This is a genomic window from Mesorhizobium sp. M1A.F.Ca.IN.020.03.2.1 (assembly GCF_004023205.1).
Lineage (GTDB): Bacteria > Pseudomonadota > Alphaproteobacteria > Rhizobiales > Rhizobiaceae > Mesorhizobium.
In genome coordinates, this window is sequence record NZ_RZSV01000001.1 from 1 (window position 1) to 21,871 (window position 21,871).

Annotated in this window: 19 protein-coding genes; 8 read left to right on the top strand and 11 right to left on the bottom strand. The window is 65.0% G+C overall.

What is annotated here, in order from left to right; translation table 11 throughout:
• The 9 genes from EOA79_RS00005 to EOA79_RS00045 all read right to left on the bottom strand — a co-directional run.
• Positions 1-1,368 (bottom strand): glycogen debranching N-terminal domain-containing protein (locus EOA79_RS00005; protein ID WP_281060248.1); only part of this gene is annotated, 1,368 nt, incomplete at its 3' end.
• A 40-nt stretch (positions 1,369-1,408) separates the two neighbouring features.
• Positions 1,409-2,467: a glycosyltransferase family 4 protein gene (locus EOA79_RS00010; RefSeq protein WP_067328822.1), complete on the bottom strand. Its 1,059-nt coding sequence runs from the start codon at positions 2,465-2,467 to the stop codon at positions 1,409-1,411.
• A 93-nt stretch (positions 2,468-2,560) separates the two neighbouring features.
• Positions 2,561-3,331 (bottom strand): L-iditol 2-dehydrogenase, encoded by a 771-nt coding sequence (locus EOA79_RS00015; protein ID WP_095824984.1) that lies wholly within the window; start codon positions 3,329-3,331, stop codon positions 2,561-2,563.
• 39 nt (positions 3,332-3,370) lie between these two features.
• Entirely contained in the window at positions 3,371-4,129 is a 759-nt protein-coding gene (locus EOA79_RS00020; RefSeq protein ID WP_095824985.1) for a glucose 1-dehydrogenase, read from the bottom strand.
• Between the two features lie 40 nt (positions 4,130-4,169).
• On the bottom strand, positions 4,170-4,898 hold the full coding sequence (locus EOA79_RS00025) for an SDR family oxidoreductase (protein WP_067328815.1): 729 nt from the start codon (positions 4,896-4,898) through the stop codon (positions 4,170-4,172).
• Between the two features lie 22 nt (positions 4,899-4,920).
• Positions 4,921-6,174 carry an ABC transporter permease gene (locus EOA79_RS00030; RefSeq protein WP_095802294.1) on the bottom strand — a complete coding sequence of 418 codons (1,254 nt, stop codon included), beginning with the start codon at positions 6,172-6,174 and terminating at the stop codon, positions 4,921-4,923.
• Positions 6,171-6,983, bottom strand: a complete 813-nt coding sequence (locus EOA79_RS00035; protein WP_066992159.1) for an ATP-binding cassette domain-containing protein — start codon at positions 6,981-6,983, stop codon at positions 6,171-6,173. The genes EOA79_RS00030 and EOA79_RS00035 overlap by 4 nt, the downstream gene beginning before the upstream one ends.
• A 162-nt stretch (positions 6,984-7,145) precedes the next feature.
• Positions 7,146-8,213: a sugar ABC transporter substrate-binding protein gene (locus EOA79_RS00040; protein ID WP_066992156.1), complete on the bottom strand. Its 1,068-nt coding sequence runs from the start codon at positions 8,211-8,213 to the stop codon at positions 7,146-7,148.
• 227 nt (positions 8,214-8,440) lie between these two features.
• Positions 8,441-9,325, bottom strand: a complete 885-nt coding sequence (locus tag EOA79_RS00045) for an AraC family transcriptional regulator (RefSeq protein ID WP_066992353.1) — start codon at positions 9,323-9,325, stop codon at positions 8,441-8,443.
• Between the two features lie 273 nt (positions 9,326-9,598).
• Between EOA79_RS00045 and EOA79_RS00050 the strand changes: the two genes are divergently transcribed.
• The 7 genes from EOA79_RS00050 (at position 9,599) to EOA79_RS00080 (ending at position 18,859) form a co-directional block, all read left to right on the top strand.
• Positions 9,599-10,201, top strand: coding sequence for an ANTAR domain-containing response regulator (locus EOA79_RS00050; RefSeq protein WP_066992153.1), 603 nt, complete (start codon positions 9,599-9,601; stop codon positions 10,199-10,201).
• A complete protein-coding gene (locus EOA79_RS00055) occupies positions 10,198-11,430 on the top strand; it encodes a CmpA/NrtA family ABC transporter substrate-binding protein (RefSeq protein WP_095824986.1) in 1,233 nt (410 codons plus the stop codon). Before EOA79_RS00050 ends, EOA79_RS00055 begins: the two co-directional genes overlap by 4 nt.
• 356 nt (positions 11,431-11,786) lie before the next feature.
• Positions 11,787-11,966, top strand: coding sequence for a hypothetical protein (locus EOA79_RS00060; RefSeq protein WP_095825034.1), 180 nt, complete (start codon positions 11,787-11,789; stop codon positions 11,964-11,966).
• A 62-nt stretch (positions 11,967-12,028) separates the two neighbouring features.
• Positions 12,029-13,330 (top strand): nitrate/nitrite transporter, encoded by a 1,302-nt coding sequence (locus EOA79_RS00065; RefSeq protein WP_095824987.1) that lies wholly within the window; start codon positions 12,029-12,031, stop codon positions 13,328-13,330.
• A 17-nt stretch (positions 13,331-13,347) separates the two neighbouring features.
• The gene (nirB, locus tag EOA79_RS00070) at positions 13,348-15,798 is read left to right on the top strand and encodes a nitrite reductase large subunit NirB (protein WP_095824988.1); all 2,451 of its coding nucleotides are present in this window, start codon (positions 13,348-13,350) and stop codon (positions 15,796-15,798) included.
• A 58-nt stretch (positions 15,799-15,856) separates the two neighbouring features.
• Complete coding sequence (nirD, locus tag EOA79_RS00075) at positions 15,857-16,186, top strand: nitrite reductase small subunit NirD (RefSeq protein ID WP_095824989.1); 330 nt, start codon at positions 15,857-15,859, stop codon at positions 16,184-16,186.
• Between the two features lie 3 nt (positions 16,187-16,189).
• The gene (locus EOA79_RS00080) at positions 16,190-18,859 is read left to right on the top strand and encodes a nitrate reductase (protein ID WP_095824990.1); all 2,670 of its coding nucleotides are present in this window, start codon (positions 16,190-16,192) and stop codon (positions 18,857-18,859) included.
• Between the two features lie 16 nt (positions 18,860-18,875).
• Here the strand turns inward: EOA79_RS00080 and EOA79_RS00085 are convergent, their stop codons facing one another.
• A complete protein-coding gene (locus EOA79_RS00085; protein ID WP_095824991.1) occupies positions 18,876-20,093 on the bottom strand; it encodes an FAD-dependent oxidoreductase in 1,218 nt (405 codons plus the stop codon).
• A 15-nt stretch (positions 20,094-20,108) separates the two neighbouring features.
• Positions 20,109-20,873: an aldolase/citrate lyase family protein gene (locus tag EOA79_RS00090; protein WP_095824992.1), complete on the bottom strand. Its 765-nt coding sequence runs from the start codon at positions 20,871-20,873 to the stop codon at positions 20,109-20,111.
• Between the two features lie 104 nt (positions 20,874-20,977).
• Here EOA79_RS00090 and EOA79_RS00095 point away from each other — a divergent pair, with 104 nt between their 5' ends.
• Complete coding sequence (locus EOA79_RS00095) at positions 20,978-21,868, top strand: 2-hydroxy-3-oxopropionate reductase (RefSeq protein WP_095825035.1); 891 nt, start codon at positions 20,978-20,980, stop codon at positions 21,866-21,868.
• The last annotated feature ends 3 nt before the right edge of the window (positions 21,869-21,871 follow it).

The window sequence follows — 21,871 nt, forward strand, 5'->3', positions numbered from 1 at the left end:
TTGCACTTCGACCAGCGCGATCGGTCCCTTGGGCATGCGGCCGTCGGCATGGAAGACCGAGTCGACGCTGTCTTTCCAGCCCTGGTTGGCGAGGCCGGACTCCGCTGCGCGTTGGTAGGTGACGAAACCCGTTGCCCGGCTTGCCTCTTCCGTCCACTCGGCCGCCGCCTTGAGCGATGGCCAGAGCGTGTCGATGAAGGCCATGTCGCCGGTGCGGTCGGCATAGGCGCAGGCGAGATGAATGTAGAGCGGGGTCGTGTCGACGCCGCCATAATAGCGGCCGAAGGGAAGTTCGCGCAGCGCCGCCATTTCGCCCTTGCGCGTCTCGTGCATGATCTTGCCTGGCTGGGAATCGATGAAGGGCGACGTCTCCGTCGCCTGATGTTCGGCAAGGAACGCCAGCACGCCGCGCGCGAGACCCGGATTGAGCCACAGCATCTGCAAGCCGGAGATCACGCCGTCGCGGCCGAAGGCCGTGGAGAACCACGGGATGCCGGCATAAGGATAAGGCCCGGTAGGAAGCTCGGTGGTAAGCAACGCGACATCCGCGCGGGCGCGTTCGACCCAATCGTTGAAGACGCGACCGGAGCTGTGGACCGTGGCGCCATGCCGACGCTTGGCGCGCATGGCAAAACGCGCGCGTGCGGCAGCGGCCCGGAACCGGTCGCGATTCGGCGTTTCGGCAACTTCCGGGCCCACCTCGACATAAAGCACCTTGCTGCTGCGCTTGGTCACCGCGATCAGGAAGTCGGCTCGATTGTCGCTCAGTTGGTCGGGAGCTTGCGAGAAGGAGATTGCCGACTGGCGCGGCAGGCCGTCGAGACCGTCATAGCCGAGCATAACGGACGCCTTGTCGGTCTTCGCCAGATGGACCGTTCCACGTTTCGGCCGTGTCGAGCCGCGCACCTCGAACATGTCGCGAAAGTCGGCGGCGAAATGCAAGGAGATGGCGATGGTCGAATGCTCGCGGCTGTAGTTGGAAAGCGTGATGCGATCGAATAGCCTGTCCTGCCAGATCAGCCTGACGCGCTCGATATGGATCGCGCCTTGCGGAATGTCGCGGCCGGCGGCGCTCTGTATCGGCAAGTTGGTGAGGTTGCTGGTGAAGAGAACATTGTCCTGGCTGAGCGAGGCGCCGAGCAGCGACATCGGCCTGCCGCCGATCGTCAGGCGGAACTCGGAAAGAACGCGCGTGTCGTCGCGAAAGAAACCGTCGCCGGCGCCCCTGATGTCACCATAGGCGTCGGTGACCGCGAAACAATCGCCCTGTTTGAGCGCGAACAGCCGGTGCGGCTCCCGCGGCGCAGTTTCGTCGAGCGAGGCAAGGGCTACGGCGGGATCGAGCTTGCGCTCGTCGAGCTGCGTCATTCGTGACCTCTTCGCTTGCCCCGCCCCAAGAGAATGCCGATCAGGAGGCTCTCGCCTCCTGGATGCCGATCAGGCGCATATAGGCGGCAAGATAGTCGCGCGCCATCCTGGTGGCTGAAAACCGCTTTTCGAAGACCACTCTCACCTGCCGTCGGTCCAGTCCGAGCAGGACCGGCATCGCAGCGACCGCATCATCGACAGAGTCCACGACAAAGCCGGTCACGCCCTGGTCGATGAGCTCCGGCAGGGCGCCGCAGTTCCAGGCGATTACCGGCGTGCCGCAAGCCATCGCCTCGATCGGCGCCAGGCCGAACGGCTCCGGCCAGTCTATGGGAAACAGCAGGCCCGCGGCATTGCCGAGAAACTCGGCCTTCTCGTGTTCCGCGATCTCGCCGACATAGTCGACCCGGTCGCCGTCGACGAGCGCCTCGATCTCGTCGTGAAAATAGGCGCGATCGTCATCGCCGATCTTGGCCGCCAGCTTAAGCTTCAAACCGGAACTTCGCGCGATCTCGATCGCTCGATCCGGGCGCTTGTCGCGAGACAGCCGGCCCAGGAAAGCCAAATAGGGTTCCTCGGCCGAGGGATTGTAGGTGGGCTGATACGCATCGACCGGAATGCCGTGATGGATCGTCGCCAGCCAGTTGGCGTCGGGCAATCCGCGCTTCTGGCTGTGCGAGATGGAGATCATCGGAAAGCGCGGGAAGCGCTTGTAGGCCGGCGCCAGGTCGACATAGTCGAGCCGGCCATGCGGGGTCGTCACCGTTCGCCCCGCCATGTGTTCGAAGAATGGAAAATGCACGAAATGGCTGAGATGGAAGTGGATGACGTCGAACTCGTCCGCCCGCTCGCGCACCTGGCAAAGCATCGCCATATGCGCCGCAATCTCGGACTTTTTCGGCCGCGGATCAAGACGGATCGCCTGGTCGCGACCGGGCACCAGCCGCGCCGAGGTCTCACTGTCGCCGCTGGCGAACAGGGTCACTTCGTGCCCGACTTCCACCAGCGCTTCGGTGAGATAGGACACGATCCGCTCGGTGCCGCCATATAGTTTCGGCGGCACGGATTCGTAGAGCGGCGCGACATGAGCGATGCGCATGGTTCCCTCAAACGGTTGATGGGAACCAAAATGCGTCAGCCGCCAGATCGTTCCTGCCCGATTGTCGCAGGCGGGGCCTCGAGCTTCGGCCAATCAACTCATCCAGTTGCCGCCGTCCACATTGAGCGTCTGCGCCACGACGTAGTCGGCCTCGCTCGATGCCAGGAAGACGGCCGCACCCCGGTAATCGTCGGGATCGCCCATGCGTCCGGCCGGCACCGCCAGCCCGACCTGCCGCTTCTTCTCGCCGATCGGCAGGTTCTCGTAGCGCGCGAACAGCGCGTCGACCTGGTCCCACATCGGCGTGTCGACCACACCCGGCGCGATGCCGTTGACGTTGATGCCGTGCTTGATCAGCGCAAGGCCGGCCGACTGCGTGATGCTGATTACGGCGGCCTTGGTGGCGCAGTAGACGGCGACCAGCGCCTCGCCGCGCCGACCCGCCTGCGAGGCCATGTTGATGATCTTCCCCTTGCGCCCCTGGGCGACCATACGCTTGGCCACCGCCTGCAGCGTGAACAACAGCCCTTTCACATTGACCGAGAATTGCAGGTCGAAGCTTTTCTCCGAAATCTCGAGAAGCGGCCCCATGTCGAAGACGGCGGCATTGTTGACCAGGATGTCGATCCCGCCATGCGTCCTCGTCACCGAAGCGACCATCGCCTCGATCGAGGCGTGGTCGCGCACGTCGAGTTGCAGAGCGGTAGCTTTGCCTTCGAGCTCGCGCGCAAGTGCTTCCGCCTTGTCTAGTGCCATATCGGCGATGACGACATGGGCGCCTTCGGCGGCGAAACCGCGCACGATGGCTGCGCCGATCCCTTGCGCGCCGCCGGTGACGACGGCGACCTTGTCCTTGAGTTTCATGGCAATTCTCCTGTCTCAGCGCCCTGGCTCAGCGCCATCTCAGCGTGTGGTATAGCCGCCGTCGATGACCAGCACCTCGCCGGTCACGTAGCTCGAGGCGGGAGAGCACAGGAAAAGTGCGGCCGCCGCAACTTCTTCCGGCTGGCCGACGCGGCCCATCGGCGTCATGCCGCGCCAGATCGGGAACCATTCCGGATTCTCGATGCCGCCGCGCGAAAGGTCCGTTTCGATATAGCCGGGCGCGACGGCGTTGACGCGGATGTTATCGGCCGCCACCTCGCTGGCGAGGCTCTTGGTCATCATGTGCACCGCCGCCTTGGAACTGTTGTAGGCGACCTGGTTCTGGGGAATGTTGGAGACGATGCCGGAAATCGAGCCGACATTGAGGATCGCGCCGCCTCCCTGGCGCCGCATCGGCGCCAGCGCCGCCCTGCAGCAGCGAAAGACGGCATCGACATTGATCACCATCGTCTGCCGCCAGATGTCCTCCGGATAGTCGCCGCTGTCGCCATGGATGGCGATGCCGGCGCTATTGACCAGGATGTCGAGGCGGCCGGCCTTGGCGAGCGTGTCGGCGACCAGCCTGTCCGGCGCTTTCTCGTCCAGCATCTCGGCGGCGTGAAAGTCGAAGGCGAGGCCCGCGAGTTCCTGCCGCGCATCATCCTTCATCGTCCGGCCCGCAACGACGACGCGTGCGCCGGCTTCGCCGAGCGCCTTCGCGATGGCGAGGCCGATGCCGCGCGTGCCGCCGGTCACCAGCGCGACATTGTCGTCCAGTCGGAAGCGGTCGAGGATCATGGCGGCGGTTCCGTTCTGCGAAGGCCGGTCGGCAAGCCGCTCAGATGTCCACGCTCTGCGGCAGGATGACGAGGTCGCGAATGGTGATGTTGCGCGGTCGCGTCAGCATGAACAGCACGGCGTCCGCCACTTCCTTCGCCTCCATCAGGCTGCCGGCGGCGAGCGCTTCTTCCATCTTGGCCTTTGGCCAGTCGCTGAGCAGCGCCGTCACCACCGGACCGGGAGCGACTGCACCGACGCGAATGCCGTGCTTCAGCACCTGGCGCCGGACCGTATGGACGAATGCCTGCACGGCGAATTTCGAGGCGGTGTAGATCGGCTCCCAGACCACGGGAACGAAGCCGGCCACCGAACTGGTGACGATGATATCGCCGCTCTTCCGCTCGATCATATGCGGCAGCACGGCGTGCACCGTGCGGAACACGGCGTTGACGTTGAGGTTGAGCATCCTATCCCACTGGTCGGGATCGCCCGACGCTACCTCCCCGCCGACATAGGCGCCGGCATTGGCATGGAAGATGTCGAGCTGGCCCGCCTTTTCGAGGATCTCGGGCATCATGCGGTTGACGCTCGCCGGATCGAGCAGGTCGGTGACGACGGCATAAGCATTGTCGCCGAGCTCCGCGACAAGTTTCTGAAGCCGGTCCTCGGCCCGGTCGACAAGGACGACCTTCGCGCCGGCTGCGAGCATGGTGCGGGCGCATTCCAACCCGATGCCCGAGGCAGCGCCAGTGATTGCGGCAACCTTGCCGGAAAGACTTTCAGACATTGCGATCCTCTTCGATAGGCCGTCAGGCGCGGCCGTGTGAGACACGCGAGCGGCGGGCGAGAGAATCGACGATGACCGCGATCGCCAGCACGCAGCCGGTGATCATGTACCGGAGCGAGGATGACAGATCGAGCAGCGTCAGGCCGCTTGCGATGGATTGGATGACGATGATGCCAAGCAGCGCCGAATAGGCGCTGCCGCGGCCGCCGAACAGGCTGGTGCCGCCGATGACGGCCGCCGCGATGGCGTTGAGATTGACGTCGCCGGTGCCGGCCTGCTGGCTGGCGGTTGCCAGGCGTGCTGCCGAGAGCAGGCCGCCCGTCGCCGCCAGCGTGGCGCAGAGCGCGAAGGCGCTGGCGTAGATCAGCCGGACATTGATGCCGGCGCGACGCGCCGCTTCGCGGTTGCCGCCGACAGCGGTCATCGAGCGGCCCCATTGGGTGCGCTTCAGCGCATAGTTCATCGCCACGACCAGGCCGACGAACAACGCGAACATCCAGGGCACGCCGCGCGACAGGTTGAGGTAGTAAGCCACCAGTTCGAGCGCGACCGTGATCGCGACCGCCTGGAGCAGCAGCCCGCCCAGCGAACGCGATGACAGGCCGGCGGCCTGGCGGCGTTGCGCCTTGCGATAGCCGAGAGCCAGGGCAAGCACGCCGGGCACGACGGCCAAAGTGTGCGACACCCAGTGTGGCATCACCAGAAGCTGGCCGAAATTCACCAGCGGCGAATCGTAAGGCAGGTTGATCGAGCCCGTCGGGCCGAGGATGTAGAGCTGCAATCCCAGGAAGGCGAGCAGGCCCGAAAGCGTCGAGACGAAGCTTGGCATGCCGAGCCTGTTGAGCAGCAGCGCGTAGACGCAGCCGGTCACGAACCCGACCGCCATCGCCGCCAGCATGGCAAGCGCGACCGGCCAGCCCCACTGCACCCACAGCACGCCGAGCAGCGCGGAGGCCAGGCCGCTGACGGACCCGACGGACAGGTCGATCTCGCCCACCATTAGCACGCAGACGATCCCGAGCGAGATGATGCCGACCGTCGAGCAGTCGAACAAAAGATTGACCAGATTGTTCGGCGACAGGAATACCGGGTTGAGCGTCTGGAAGATCGTGCAGATCAAAACCAGCCCGACAACCACGGGCAGCGAGCCGAGATCGCCGGAGCGGACGCGGTCGAGGAAGCCCCTGATGACACCCTTGGCGCCGCTGCGATCCTTCAGCCGTTCGTCGCTGCGATCGAGCAGCGCGCCGGGATTGCGGTCGGACGCCGTGGTCATGGCTGTTCTCCTTGCGCTTTCTCGGCCGTGCGCCTGCCGCGCCGCGAGACCGCATTGTCGTCGGCGCCGGTGATCGCCGTGACCAGCTCCTGATTGGAGGCGCCGGGCAGGAAGATGCCGTTGTTGCGGCCGAGCCTCAGCACCACGATGCGGTCGGCCACGGCGCGCACGTCCTCCATGTTGTGGCTGATCATGACGACGCCCAGCCCGCGATCCCGCACGCGCTCAATGAGATTCAGCACTTCAGCGGTCTGCGCGACGCCGAGTGCGGCGGTGGGCTCGTCGAGGAGGATCACGCGCGGCTCCATCAGCAGCGAGCGGGCGATCGCCACCGTCTGCCGCTGCCCGCCCGACAGCGACGCCACCGGCTCGCGCACGCTGGGAATCCGTGCCGAGAGCTCGTTGAGCAGTGTCCAGGCGCGGACCTCCATCGAGACCTCGTCGAGGCGAAGCGGATGAAGCTCGCGGCCGAGAAAGATGTTGGCCACGACGTCGAGGTTTTCGCAGAGCGCGAGATCCTGGAAGACGGTGGCGATGCCGAGCTTCAGCGCCGCGGCGGGATTGGCAAGCGTCACCGGCTGGCCGTCGAAAGTGATCGAGCCCGAGCTCGGCATATGCGCGCCGGCCAGGATTTTCACCAGCGTCGACTTGCCGGCGCCGTTGTCGCCAACCAGGGCTACGATTTCCCCGGCATTGATGTCGAGATCGACGTCGGTGAGAGCCGACACCGCGCCGAAATTCTTCGAGATGCCGCGCAGGCTAAGCACCGGCGGACGGCTCGTCGTGGGCGGTGCGTCGGGTATTGCCATTGCGTGTCTCTTCCCGCGTTTTGGTCGATCTGTCCGGCCGCCAGGAGGGAGCGGCCGGACACACCCGGCTCTCAGCCCTGACGGGCCAGCCGAGCATATCGCAGGCGACGCGGCTGCGCCGCATCGCTTTGGGAGACGATGCGGCTTCAGCCGCATCGCTCCTTATTGAATGCCGAGCTTCTTGCAGCCTTCGGCGTAGCGGTCGGTGCAGAGCTGGGCTGCGGTCTGGATCTTCTTGTCGATGATTTCGGCCTTCAAATTCTCCTGCGTCACCACCGCCGGCACGAAGAGTTGCGAGGGCGTATCGTACAGCGTTGTCTCGGCTTTCGGAGTCTCGCCCTTGAGAAGCTGCACAGCAACGTTTGCCGCCGCCGCGGCGACGATTTCGCTCGGCTTGGAGATAGTGTTGTACTGGTCGCCGGCAATGATGAGCTGCAAGGCGGCGATCGTCGCGTCGTTGCCCGTCACCGGCGGCACCGGATCGACGCCGGCTGCCTTGAAGGCGGCAATGGCGCCGCCGCCCGTGCCGTCGTTGGCGGCGACCACGCCGACGATCTTGTTGCCGAAGCGCGAGATCTGTCCCGCCGCCCATTGCTGGGCATTCGATGGCGCCCAGTTCGGCGTGTCAAACTCGGCGAGCGTCTTGTAGCTGCCGGTCTTGAGACCCTCATGGATGCCGTCCTTGATCAGGCCCGCCGCGGCGTCGGTCGGCGAGCCGTTGATCTGCAGCACGCCGACATCGCCGTCGCTCGACACGCCCTTGGCCTTGAGATGCTCGACCAGCGAGGCGGCGATCGCCTTGCCGATGGCCTTGTTGTCGAACGATACATAGAAATCGGCCTTGGCCGTGGGGATCGGACGGTCATAGGCGATCACCTTGACGCCCTGAGCCTGCGCATTGTGCACCAGCGAGGCCGCCGCCGCGGAATCGACCGGGTCGAGCACGACAACCTTCGCGCCCTGGGTGATGACGGAGTTGAACTGCTGCTGTTGCTTGGTGACGTCGGCGTCGGCATTGAGATAGAGCACCTTGCAGCTGTCGCAAAGCTTCTTCATTTCAGCGACGAAGCCCGGATGATCATGCTCTTCGTAACGCGTCGAGCCCTGGTCGGGCATCAGGAACGCGACCGTGGAGCCGGCGATATCCTGCGCATTGGCAAAAGTCGCCCCAAGAGCGAGGCTCGAGACGGCCATCGCGGCTGCTGTCAATCTGGACACGTATCTGGACATAAGGTCTTCTCCAATTCCCATTGTGTGATCTAAACGGACTTCGACATCGAGCCGCGGATGCTGCTCGCGCACCCCATCGGAAGTCCAGTGAACTCGTGCAGCAGCCTCACGGCTTCCTCCCGCTGGCATGACACGAGGAAATACTCGTCCATCGCTGGTTCGCTTGCGCGACCCACCGCTTCGTCCTGGTTCTTGTCTAAGGCTTGTTTCTCCTCCCGAACTCCTTTCTATGCGGCGCGCGCGGCCGCGAAATTATCCGCAACCAATCTCCTGAACTGCGAAGGCGGCATGCCCTTCTCGGCCAGGAACTGGCGATTGAAGTTCGACAGATTGTTGAAGCCGACCTCGAAGCAGATGTCCGAGATCTGCGCCTCTTCGTCGCTCATCAGGATCTGGCAAGCGAGGTTGATGCGCAGCCGCTTGATGTACTGCAGCAGCGACATGCCGGTATGCTTGCGAAACGAGCGCGAGAAGGCGCTCGGCGTCTGTCCCGCGATTGCCGCCAGATCGCCTTCGTTGAATTGCTGGGTCAGGTTCTCGCGGATATAGGCGAGCGCCTGGTTCATGCCCGCAGACATGTATCCGGACGGGTCCGGCAGATAGTTCTCGCTGGCGAGCACGCGCGGCGTAGTTTCGCGGCTCAGCGCCTCCATGATCGACATGAACAGGCTGATCCGGTGAACGCCGTAAGCATGAGTGATCTCCGCCAGCAACGGCATGACCGCCCTGCTCACACTGGCGCTGAACAGGACGCCGCGCCGCGCGAGCTCGAGCAGTGGCGAGACCGCGCCAAGCTCGGGAAAAGTGGCGATCGCGCCGCCGATGAATTCCTCGCTGAACTGGACCAGCCTGCAGCGCAGCGGAACTGACTGACCTTCCGGAACCTCGCTGATCCAGTTGTGCGGCAGGTTCGGACCGGTGAGAACGAGGTTGCCGACCTCGAACTCGCCGATGAAGTCGCCGACGAAATAGCGGCCCTTGGTCGCGACGATCTGGTGCAGTTCGTATTCCGGATGAAAATGCCAGCGCACCGTATGGTAGGGATAGCCATGCCACCTCACCGCGAACGACTCGCCAGGCCTTATCTGTATGACTTCCAGATCGGGTCCCATCGATTCCTCCCGCAGGCTGTGCCAGCCTTCGAACCGCGGCCGTTTGTTCCGGCTCATCTAGGGTCAGGATAGCGGCGGCCAAGGATGTGCGCCACCTCGCCACGCCGCGCCGACTGATACGTTTTTGACCTTTTTGGCCCAGCGAAAAACCTGCCTTCGAAAATTAGAAGCTTCGAATATCGGCGACTGGCCGGCGGCGTTTGGGCGTGGGAAAGTCGCCGCGGACCACGCTACCGCATTGCACAATTCCGGCCGGGCTGCACAATAGGGCGCATGTCCGCTGGTTCGTTGACCATCCTTGTTATCGACGAGAACCGCATCCGCGCCTCGATCATTGAGGCCGGATTGCGGGACGCCGGCCATCGCCATGTCACCGTTGTTCATGACGTGGCCGGCATTGCCAAGCGCATCGCCGAGATCGAGCCGGATGTCATCGTCATCGATCTCGAAAACCCCAACCGCGACATGCTGGAGAACATGTTCCAGCTTTCGCGAGCAGTGAAACGGCCGATCGCTATGTTCGTCGACCGCTCCGACCGGGCCTCGATCGAGGCGGCGGTCGAAGCGGGCGTGTCCGCCTATGTGGTCGACGGGCTGAAGAAGGAGCGCATCAAGCCGATTCTTGACATGACGATCAGCCGCTTCAACGCCTTCTCGCGCATGGCGCGCGAACTGGAGGAGGCGCGCAGCGAGCTCGAGAACCGCAAGGTCGTCGATCGCGCCAAAGGCATATTGATGAAGTCGCGCGGCTTGAGCGAGGAGGCCGCTTACGCGCTTCTTCGCAAGACCGCCATGAACCAGAACCGCAAGATCGCCGACATCGCCCAGAGCCTGGTGACGGCGGCGGGATTGCTGGGCCCGCTGGAGGGCGAATGAGCAAGACTGCCGCGCACGAGATCACCGCCGGCTTCATGCCGCTCTTCGACAGCGCCGTCCTTGTAGCGGCCGGCGAGATGGGCTTTGCCGCCCGCGAAGGCATCGAGCTCAAGCTGCATCGCGAGACCTCGTGGGCCAACATCCGAGACCGCATCGCCATCGGCCATTTCGATGTGGCACATATGCTGGGGCCGATGCCGCTCGCCTGCAGCCTCGGCCTCACGCCGCTTGCCTCGGAGACCATAGTGCCCTTCTCGCTCGGGCTTGGCGGCAACTGCGTCACCGTCTCCAATGCGGTGTGGCAAGGCATGGCGGCGCACGGGGCCGCGCCCGATCTCGATCCGGCGCGCGCCGGGACGGCGCTTGGCGCTCTGATCCGCGAGCGGGCGGCCGCCGGCCGCGAGCCTTTGCGTTTCGCCGTCGTCCATCCGCATTCCGGGCATAATTACGAGCTGCGCTACTGGCTCGCCGCCTGCAGCATCGATCCCGACCGCGATGTCGAGATCGTCATCGTGCCGCCGCCCTTCATGGCCGATGCGCTCTCCGCCGGCCGCATCGACGGCTATTGCGTCGGAGAGCCCTGGAACAGTGCCGCCGTCGCCGCCGGCACCGGCCGCATCGTCACCGTCAAGGCGCTGCTGTGGCGCAACAGCCCGGAAAAGGTGATCGGCGCGCGCAGAAGCTGGGCCGAGGAAAACCCCGACGCGCTGGCGGCGTTGCTGAGAGCGCTGCATCACTCCGCGCGCTGGTGCCAGGATCCGGTGAACCGCGGCGCGCTGGCCGCGCTGATGGCCAAGCCTGCGTTCCTCGGGCAGCCGGAGGCGATCCAGATGCCGGCACTCACCGGGCGACTTCAGCTCGGCGGCGGCCCGGAGCGCAGCGTTGAGGCTTTCTTCCTGCCCTTCGACAAGGCGGCGAACTTTCCCTGGAAGAGCCATGCGCTCTGGTTCTACACGCAGATGGTGCGCTGGGGACAATTGCCGCATACACCGCAAAACCTAGCGATCGCCCGCGACTGCTACCGGCCCGATCTGTACCGCTCGGCGCTGAAGCCGCTCGGCGTGGCCCTGCCCGGCGCCAACGCCAAAGTGGAAGGCGCGCTGAAGACCGCGACGCCGGTCGGCTCGGCCGGGGCGAGCCTTGTGCTCGGCCCGGACGGGTTCTTCGACGGCCAGATCTTCGATCCCGATCGGATCGATGCCTACATCGCGGCCCAGAATCGCGACTGATCATTTGCGCGCCATTCTTGTGCATTGCACAAAATTTGTGCGCCCTGCCCGCTCCGTTGATCAACGTTTGACCGTGTCTCGGCTCGCCGGGCCGGCGCCTGAAGCGCCTACCGCTTTGATTCTCCTGGAAATCCGTCTTCCACGCAAAACTGGCACGCTTCGTGCTTTAAGATAATCGCGCCCCTCGCGGGCAATAGAACAGGCGTCCAATGGCGGGCGCCACAGGCAAAGCTGCCGCTCAGGTCGACGCGTGTCCCGGATGTACGGACGCGACAGGCCTGGCCGGCAGCTTTTTTGTTTTGGACCGAAACGCAATCGAAGGCGCCGATCCCAGGCGGCGCCGAACGGAGACGACGATGACGAAACGGATCGGAACTGGCGCTTCCCTGAAGGACTTCACCCGCCGCGATTTCCTGGCGAGCAGCATCCTGACGGCGGTGCTGTTCGCCGCCGCGGTTCTGCTGTTTCCCACCAATCACGACAGAGAGGCCAAGGGTCCGCAAGTGACCGCGGAGATCACAGCCTCGCCGCGCTGACCGATGCCGCGCCTCTGATCAACACAACACGCGGTGCCTCCACGCCGCAAACGGAGCCGACCATGACCGCAAACCTCCAAGCCGCGCCCAGCCAGGACAGTAGCTCCCGGCAGGCGCTCCTCATCTCCACCATCGCCTTCACCGTCTGCTTCGCGGTGTGGACGATCTTCTCCATCATCGGCGTGCGCATAAAGCAGGAGCTCGGGCTGAACGAGACCGAGTTCGGACTGCTGGTCGGCACGCCGATCCTCACCGGCTCGCTCGTGCGCATGGTGCTCGGCGTCTGGACCGACCGCTACGGCGGCAGGCTGGTCTACACCATGACCATGCTCGCGGCGGCGGTCGCGACCTTCCTGCTCGCCTTTGCACATACCTATGAGCAGATGCTGGTCGCGGCGCTCGGCGTCGGGCTTGCCGGTGGATCCTTCGCGGTCGGCGTCGCCTATGTTTCGCGCTTCTTCCCCGCGCGCAAACAAGGCACGGCTCTCGGCATCTTCGGCGTTGGCAATGTCGGCGCCGCGGTCACCAAGTTCCTGGCGCCGCTCGTACTGATTGCCTGGGGCTGGCAGTCGGTCGCGCTGATCTGGGCCGCAGCGCTGGTTGTCATGGCCGGCGTGTTCTGGTTCATGACCAGCGACGATCCGGTCATCCGCGAGCGCCGTGCCGGTAAGGCAGTACCGGCGAGAAGCTTCTGGCAGGAATTCGCGCCGCTGAAGAACCTGCAGGTCTGGCGCTTCGCCTTCTACTACTTCTTCTCCTTCGGTGCGTTCGTGGCGCTCTCGCTCTGGCTGCCGCGCTATCTGATCGGCGTCTATGGCTTCGGCATCGCCACCGCCGGCATGATCGGCGCCGCCTATTCGATCCCCGCAAGCATTTTCCGCGCTTATGGCGGCGTGCTTTCCGACCGCATCGGCGCCCGTACCGTGCTCTATTGGACCTTCGCCGTATCTGCCGTCGCGACCCTCGTTCTGTCTCTCCCCTCGGCAGATTACGTCGTGCGCGGTATCAGCGGGCCGATCCCGTTCCATGTCGAGATCGGCCCGCTCGCCTTCATCGCCGTCGCCTGCGTGCTCGGCTTCTTCATGAGCCTCGGCAAGGCCGCCGTCTACAAGCACATCCCCGTCTACTACCCGCAGAGCGTCGGCGCGGTCGGCGGGGTGGTGGGCATGATCGGCGGCCTCGGCGGCTTCATCCTGCCGATCGCCTTCGGCGCGCTGAACGACCTCACCGGCGTCTGGTCGAGCTGCTTCATGCTGCTGTTCGTCATCGTGGTCTCGTGCCTTCTCTGGATGCACGCCACCATCCGCCGGATGGAGCGCGCGGCCGCCGTAAAGCCCGCGCCCCTCACCTACGCCGCCGAATAGATCGGAGCTGACCGGACATGAGCGAGAAACTCGTCATCATCGGCAACGGCATGGCCCCCGGCAGGATGCTCGAGCACCTGCTGGAAGCTGCACCCGACCGCTACGCCGTCACCATCTTCAACGCCGAGCCGCGCGTGAATTACGACCGCATCATGCTGTCGCCGGTGCTTTCGGGCGAGAAGGAGTTCGAGGAAATCGTCATCCATGGCGACGGCTGGTACATCAAGCACGGCATCACCCTCTACAAGGGCCACAGGATCGTCGCCATCGACCGCGACGCGAGGACCGTCACCTCGGACCACGGCGTGACCGAAGGCTACGACAGGCTGATCATCGCCACCGGCTCGGTGCCGTTCATCATCCCGGTGCCAGGCAAGGACTTGCCGGGCGTGCTCAGCTACCGCGATCTCGACGACGTCAACGCCATGCTGCTTGCCGCGCAGTCGCGCGCCAAGGCGATCGTCATCGGCGGCGGCTTGCTCGGCCTTGAAGCGGCGGCCGGGCTTAAAGAGCGCGGCATGGACGTGACCGTCCTGCACGTCATGCCGACACTGATGGAGCGCCAGCTCGATCCGGCTGCCGGCTATCTGCTGCAGAAGGCCGTCGAGGCGCGCGGCATCAAGGTCATGACCAAGGCCAACACCAAGGCCATTGTCGGCAATGGCAAAGTCGAGGGCGTCGAACTCATGGACGGCACGATCATTCCGGCGACGCTGGTCGTGATGGCGGTCGGCATCCGCCCGAATATCGCGCTGGCCAAGGACGCAGGGCTGGAAGTCAATCGCGGCATCGTCGTCGACGACCGCATGCAGACATCCGATCCGGCGATCATGGCGCTCGGCGAATGCGCCGAGGTCGGCGGCCATGTCTACGGGTTGGTCGCGCCCCTCTACGAGATGGCCCGCGTCGCGGCAGCCGGGCTGGCGAACGGCGAGGACAGGCGCTTCGTCCATTCCGACACGCCGACCAAGCTCAAGGTCACCGGCATCGACCTTTATTCGCTCGGCGACTTTGCCGACGGCGACGACCGCGAGGAGATCATCCTGCGCGACGCATCGGCCGGCATCTACAAGCGGGTCGTGCTGCAGGACAACCGCATCATCGGCACGGTGCTGTTCGGCGAGACCGCCGACGGCGCCTGGTTCAATGATTTGAAGAAGAAGGCGACCGACATCTCGGAGATGCGCGACACGCTGATCTTCGGCCAGGCATTCCAGGGAGGCGCTTCCTCGGACCCTTTGGCGGCCGTTGCGGCACTGGCGGATGATGCGGAAATCTGCGGCTGCAACGGCGTCTGCAAGGGAAAGATCACCGGCGCGATCACCGGCAAAGGGCTGACCGGGCTCGACGACGTGCGCGCCCACACCAAAGCCTCGGCCTCGTGCGGCTCGTGCACGGGTCTCGTCGAACAACTCCTGAAACTCACGCTGGGCGAGGCCTACAATCCGGCGGCCGTGCAGCCCATGTGCGGCTGCACGAGCCTCGGTCATGACGACGTGCGGCGCCTGATCAAGGCGAAGGGGTTGAAAACGATACCGGCCATCATGCAGGAGCTCGAATGGAAGACCTCCTGCGGCTGCGCGAAGTGCCGGCCCGCGCTCAACTACTATCTGGTCTGCGATTGGCCGGACCAATATGCCGACGACTATCAGTCGCGCTTCATCAACGAGCGTGTGCACGCCAACATCCAGAAGGACGGCACCTATTCGGTCGTGCCGCGCATGTGGGGTGGCGTCACGAGCGCGAGCGAATTGCGCGCCATCGCCGACGTGGTCGATAAGTTCGACATCCCGACCGTGAAGGTGACCGGCGGCCAGCGCATCGACATGCTTGGCATCCGCAAGGAGGACCTGCCTGCGGTATGGGCCGATCTCGGCAAGGCTGGCTTCGTCTCAGGTCATGCCTACGCCAAGGGCCTGCGCACGGTGAAGACCTGCGTCGGCTCCGACTGGTGCCGTTTCGGCACCCAGGATTCGACGGGGCTGGGCATCCGCATCGAGAAGTTCATGTGGGGTTCCTGGACCCCGGCCAAGGTGAAGATGGCGGTCTCGGGATGCCCGCGCAATTGCGCCGAAGCGACCTGCAAGGATGTCGGCGTGGTCTGCGTCGATTCTGGCTACGAGATCCACTTCGCTGGCGCCGCCGGCCTCGACATCAAGGGCACCGAAGTGCTCGGTCTGGTGAAGACCGAGGACGAAGCGCTGGAGGTGATCGTGGCGCTTGTCCAGATGTATCGCGAGCAGGCCCGCTACCTCGAGCGCATCTACAAATGGGCCAAGCGCGTCGGTGCCGCCGAGATCAAAAAGCAGGTCCTGGAGGACGTGGAGAAGCGCCGCGCCTACTTCGAGCGCTTCGTCTTTTCGCAGAAATTCGCGCAGGTCGACCCGTGGTCCGAACGCGTCTCCGGCAAAGACAAGCACGAGTTCCGGCCGCTGGCCTCGGTCGGGTTCGCCGAGGCGGCCGAGTGATGGAGAAGTTCGCGCCATCCTGGACGCTCGCCTATCAAGCAAATACGGGAGTGCCCCAATGAACTGGATCGCAATCGGCTCCGTTTCCGACGTCCCTCGCCGCGGCGCGCGTTGCGTGGCCACCCCGCAAGGCAAGATCGCCGTTTTCCGCACCGCGGATGACCAGGTCTTCGCCATCGAAGACCATTGCCCGCACAAAGGCGGGCCGCTCAGCCAGGGCATCGTCCATGGCGCGGCGGTGACCTGCCCGCTGCACAATTGGGTGATCTCGCTGGAGACCGGCAAGGCGCTCGGCGCCGACGAAGGCTCGGTTAGGACGATCCCGGTCAGGATCGAAGGCGAACGGCTGTTCATTGCGCTCGAAGCGTTGGCCTCGAAAGCAGCCTGAGCCATGGAAGAAGCACGCGAGGTGAGGACCACCTGCCCCTATTGTGGGGTGGGGTGCGGCGTGGTGGCCGAGATCGCCGCGGGTGGCAAGGCAACCGTCCGCGGCGATCCCGAGCACCCGGCCAATTTCGGCCGCCTTTGCTCTAAGGGTGCCGCGCTTGCCGAGACGCTCGGCCTCGATGGCCGCTTGCTTCAGCCCGAAATCCAAGGCAGGCAGACGAGTTGGGACGAAGCGCTCGACCTCGTCGCCGCGAAATTCTCGGACGCGATTGCCGAGCATGGGCCGGACTCGGTCGCCTTCTATGTCTCCGGCCAGTTGCTTACCGAAGATTACTACGTCGCCAACAAGCTGATGAAAGGCTTCATCGGCTCGGGCAATATCGATACCAATTCGCGGCTGTGCATGGCGTCGTCGGTCGCCGGCCACCGCCGCGCTTTCGGCGAGGACATCGTTCCCGGTGTCTATGAGGATTTCGAGCACGCCGATCTGATCGTGCTCACCGGCTCCAACACCGCATGGTGCCACCCCGTGCTCTACCAGCGCATGCTCGCGGCGCAGCGCGAACGCGGAACCAGGATCGTCGTCATCGATCCGCGCCGCACCGCCACGGCCGACGAATGCGACCTGCACCTGGCGCTTGATCCGGGCACGGACGTGCTCTTGTTCAACGGCCTTCTGGCGCATCTCGTCCAGAGCGGAAAGATCGACGCGGATTTCATCCGCACCAGCACATCGGGCTTCGAAGCCGCTGCCGCGCTGGCCGGTGCCGATGCGCCGTCGATCGCGCGCGTCGCAAAAGGCTGCGGGCTGGTGGCCACGGATGTCCAGGCCCTTTATGAGATCTTCGCCGGCACCGAACGGACGGTCACCGTCTACAGCCAGGGCGTCAACCAGTCGGCACATGGAACCGACAAGGTCAACGCCATCCTCAACTGCCACCTCGCCACCGGCCGCATTGGCAAGCCAGGCATGGGGCCGTTCTCGGTCACGGGCCAGCCGAACGCCATGGGCGGCCGCGAGGTGGGGGGCCTCGCCAACCAACTTGCCGCGCACATGGACTTCGCGGATCAGGCCGCTGTCGAGCGGGTCTCCCGCTTCTGGAAGGCGCCCGGAATCGCGCGACGCGGCGGGCTGAAGGCCGTGGACATGTTCCAGGCGGTTGCCGACGGCCGCATCAAGGCGCTGTGGATCATGGGCACTAATCCCGCGGTGAGCATGCCGGACGCGTCGCGCGTGCGCGCCGCCCTGTCCAAATGCGATTTCGTCGCGGTTTCGGATGTGACCCGCACCGACACCACGCGCTATGCCGACGTGCTGCTGCCCGCCGCTGCCTGGGGCGAGAAGGACGGCACGGTCACAAATTCGGAACGGCGCCTCTCGCGTCAGCGGCCGTTCGTGCCGTCGCCGGGCGAAGTGAAAGCCGATTGGCGCATCATCTGCGAGGTCGCCGCGCGCATGGGCTTCGGCGATGCTTTTGCCTACCAGACGCCGGCCGAAATCTTCCGCGAGCATGCCGCGCTCTCGGCTTTCGAGAACAATGGGGGGCGCTTGTTCGATCTGGGCGGCCTGATGGACCTCAGCGATGCGGGCTATGCCGGCTTCGCGCCGCGCCACTGGCCGGCACCAGAATCGCGCGAGTACCAGACGAGATTGTTTGCGGACGGTCGTTTCCCGACACCGGACGGCCGTGCGCGTTTCGTGCCGGTGCGGCAGGAGGCGACGGCGTTTACAGTCGATGCGGACTATCCGCTTGCGCTGAACACGGGCCGGTTGCGCGACCAATGGCACACCATGACGCGTACCGGCACCGTGCCGCGCCTGATGGCCAACACGCCGGAACCGGCGGTCGACCTCAATCCGGCGGATGCGGCCGCGCACCAGCTCAAGGATGGTGACCTTGCCCATCTGTCGACGCGCTTCGGTTTCGTGCGCGCGAGAGTACGTGTGACCAACGCGCAGCGGCGCGGCCATGCCTTCATGCCCATGCATTGGAGCAGCCAGTTCGCGGCCAGGGCCGCCACCGGCCTGCTGTCCTCGCCTGTCACCGACCCGCATTCCGGCCAGCCGGAACTGAAGCATGTCCCAGTCAGAATCGTGCGCGAAAACACTGGATGGGCCGGCGTGCTCATCACGCGGCGCGACCTCAGGCCGACCGGTTTCGTCCACTGGAGCCGCTACGCGGTCGAAGGCGGCTGGGTCTACGAACTGACGGGGACCGAGCCGCCGGACCAGGGCATTCTTCTGGCGCGCAAGCTGCTCGGCGTTCAACGGCAGGATCAACTGCTCGAATACACCGATCGCCGCGGGCTCGCTTATCGCGCCGCTGCGATCGACGAAGGCGGCGCCATGGCTGAGGCCGTGCTGATCGCCGCTCCAGACCAGTTGCCGACGCGGGACTGGCTGGTCTCGCTGCTGGCCACCCGCCAGCCGCTGTCGGCAGGCGATCGCCATGCGCTTCTTTCCGGGCGTTCACCAGCGCCGATGCCCGCCATCGGGCGGGTCGTGTGCTCATGCTTCCACGTCGGCGTCAACCAGCTCGCTTCGGCGGTCGCTGCGGGCTGCGACAGTCTGGAGGCGATCGGCTCGACGCTGCGCGCCGGAACCAACTGCGGGTCGTGCCGCTCGGAGATAAGGGCGATCATCGACGCCCGGCACGTTCAGGCCGCCGAGTGAAATTCTCCGGAACAGCTCAGATCACCGCTTCTTCCAGGAACGGTTCGTTGCGCGGGATGCGCTCGTAACAGAACGGTGACAGGTCCAGCGTCTGGAAGGCGCCGTGAACGATCAGCTCCGACACCGCGCGCCCGACCGCCGGCGACTGCTGCAGGCCGTGCCCTGAGAAGCCGTTGGCGAACATGAAGTTCTTCACCTCCGGGTGAAAGCCGACGATGCCGTTGTGGTCGAGCATGTTGTATTCGTAGTGGCCGGTCCAACTGGTCTGGACCTTGAGCGCGTCGAAGGCCGGAATGCGGTGCCACAGCGCCGGCCAGATATAATCGTCGAACTCCTCGAAATGCATTTCGAAATCGTCGTAATCGGCCGGCCCGTCGCCCTGCGGCGTGTTGCCGGTAAGGAAGAGCTCGCCTTCCGGGCGCACGAAAGTGCCGGAAAGGTCGATGACGTTGGGCATTCGCCCAGGGATCGGGTTGGCGCTGGCGAAGACGAAGCTGTAGCGCTTGTACGGGGCTACCGGGATGGAAAGGCCGGCCATGGCAGCGACCTGCTGCGCTCGCGGGCCGGCGGCGTTGACCAGGGTTCCGCAAGCGACTGTCTCGCCGGTCGCCAGCCGAGCGGAGACAACCCGCCCATCGACGACATCCAGTCCGGTCACGGCATTTTCGATGTACTCGACCCCGCTGGCGCGGGCGGCGCGGCGGAAGCCGTTCAACATGCCCATGGAATCGAACCAGCCCTCTTCGCGCGCACCCCACGAACCGCCGCCGAGGTCGTCGACATTCAGCCAGGGGAAGCGTTCCTTCAGCGGACCCGGCTCGAGGAAGACGGTGTGGGCGCCGAGGCTGCGCTGCAGCTCGACCCGCTCCTTGGCCGCCTCCACGCCTTCCGGCGAGCAGCAATAGAGATATCCGTGCTCCTTGAAGCCGAGATCGGGCGCCGGCTCGTTCGTGTAGAAGGGCGCCATCCGCTCCTGGAAACCGCGGATGATCTCGATGCCGAACTGGCTGATCTTCACATTGATCGGATTGGAGTATTGCTGGCGGATGGCGCTGGTGGAGAGCGCCGTCGAGGAGAATTCGTAGCTGGAGTCGCGCTCGACCACGAGGATCGAGGCGCCACTGCCCAGCGCTTGGCTCAGCCAATATGCCGTCGACGAGCCGATGACGGCACCGCCGACGATGACGATGTCGTAGGCGTAGCGCGAGGGTGCTTTGTAAGGGGGGATCGCCACGGCCGTCTCCCGAGTCTAGAGGTTGAAGGACGCAATCAGGGCGTCCGAGCCCCGCGCCAGCAGGCCGAGGTCGGAACCGACGGCAACCATGGTGAAGCCGTCGGCGAGATAACGGTCGGCGTCGGCCTTCACGGGAGCCAAAATCCCGCTCGCCTTGCCTGCCGCGGCCGAGGCCTTGCGCACGGAAGCGATCGCTTCCTGCACATGCGCAGCGCCGGGATTGCCCATCGCACCCATATTCGTGGAAAGATCGCCGGGCCCGACAAACAGAACGTCCACGCCTTCCACCGCTGCGATCTCAGCCGCATTGGCGACGCCGGCCGCGTCCTCGATCTGCACGGCCAACAGCTGCTGCTCGCGCGCTTTCGCATGATACCCGGCGATACGGCCGAAGGCGTTGGCGCGATGGCCGACCGAGAAGCCGCGGAAGCCGCCCGGAGCATAGGTCATCGCCGCGACGATTGCGCGCGCCTGGTCCGGCGTGCGCACATTCGGAATCATCAGGCTGCGGGCACCGACATCCAGGGCCTGCTTCATCAGGTTGGGATCGTCGGACGGCAGGCGCACCACCGCCTCGCACGGAAATGCCGCCGCGACCTGAAGCTGCGCCATGATGCTGCGCAGATCGTTGGGGCTGTGCTCGCCGTCGATCAGCAGCCAGCCCGCTCCGGAACCAGCCACCACTTCTGTGGTCAGCGCTGAAGCCAGCGAGCACCAGATGCCGATATGAGGCCGGCCGGCCTTAACGGCCGCCTTCAGCGAATTGACGCGCTCTTGCATTTGCGATCGGTCTCCAGTGGAAGAGGCATTGAAATTTGTATGATGTCCTATATCATACGCCTCCATTGAGCTGCAAGACGCTCTGGCGAGCACGGGAGTTGCGCATGAAAATCGGTTTCATCGGACTTGGCGTCATGGGCGCGCCCATGGCGCGGCATCTTGCCGATGCCGGGCACGAGATCGTCACGGTGCTCAATCGCTCTCCTCTGCCTGCCGATCTGAAAGCGTCGGTGCTGACTTCCCCGGCGGAAGTGGCGCGGGTTTGCGAAATCATCATCACCATGCTGCCCGATACGCCCAACGTGGAGCGCGTCCTGCTCGGGCCGGGTGGCGTGCTCGAAGGGATTTCAGCCGGCAAGCTGGTCATCGACATGAGCTCGATCAGCCCGATCGCCACCGCGCAATTCGCGGCGAAGTTCAGGGAAGCGGGAGGCGGCTTCCTCGACGCACCCGTCTCCGGCGGCGAGGTCGGCGCAAAAGCGGCGAGTCTCACCATCATGGTCGGCGGGCCGGCTGCCGAATTCGAGCGCGCGCTGCCCATCTTCGAAAAGCTCGGCAAGAATATCACCCTGATCGGCGAGAAGAACGGCGCCGGCCAGACCTGCAAGATAGCCAACCAGATCATCGTCGCGCTCAACATAGAAGCCGTTGCCGAAGCGCTTGTTTTTGCCAGCAAAGCGGGCTGCGATCCGGCGAAGGTCCGAAGCGCGCTGATGGGCGGCTTCGCCTCGTCCCGCGTGCTCGAAGTGCATGGCGAGCGCATGATCGCCCGCACCTTCGCGCCGGGCTTCCGCATCCGCTTGCACCAGAAGGATCTCAACCGCGCGCTCGAAAGCGCCCGCGCGCTTGGAGCCGCCCTGCCGAGCACGGCGCTGGCGCAGCAACTGATGAATGCCTGTGCGGCCCGCCCGGGCGGCGCGGAAGCAGACCACTCGTCGCTCGTCCGGGCTCTCGAGGTCCTGAGCGATCATGAACTGTCAAACGGAAAGGAATAACCG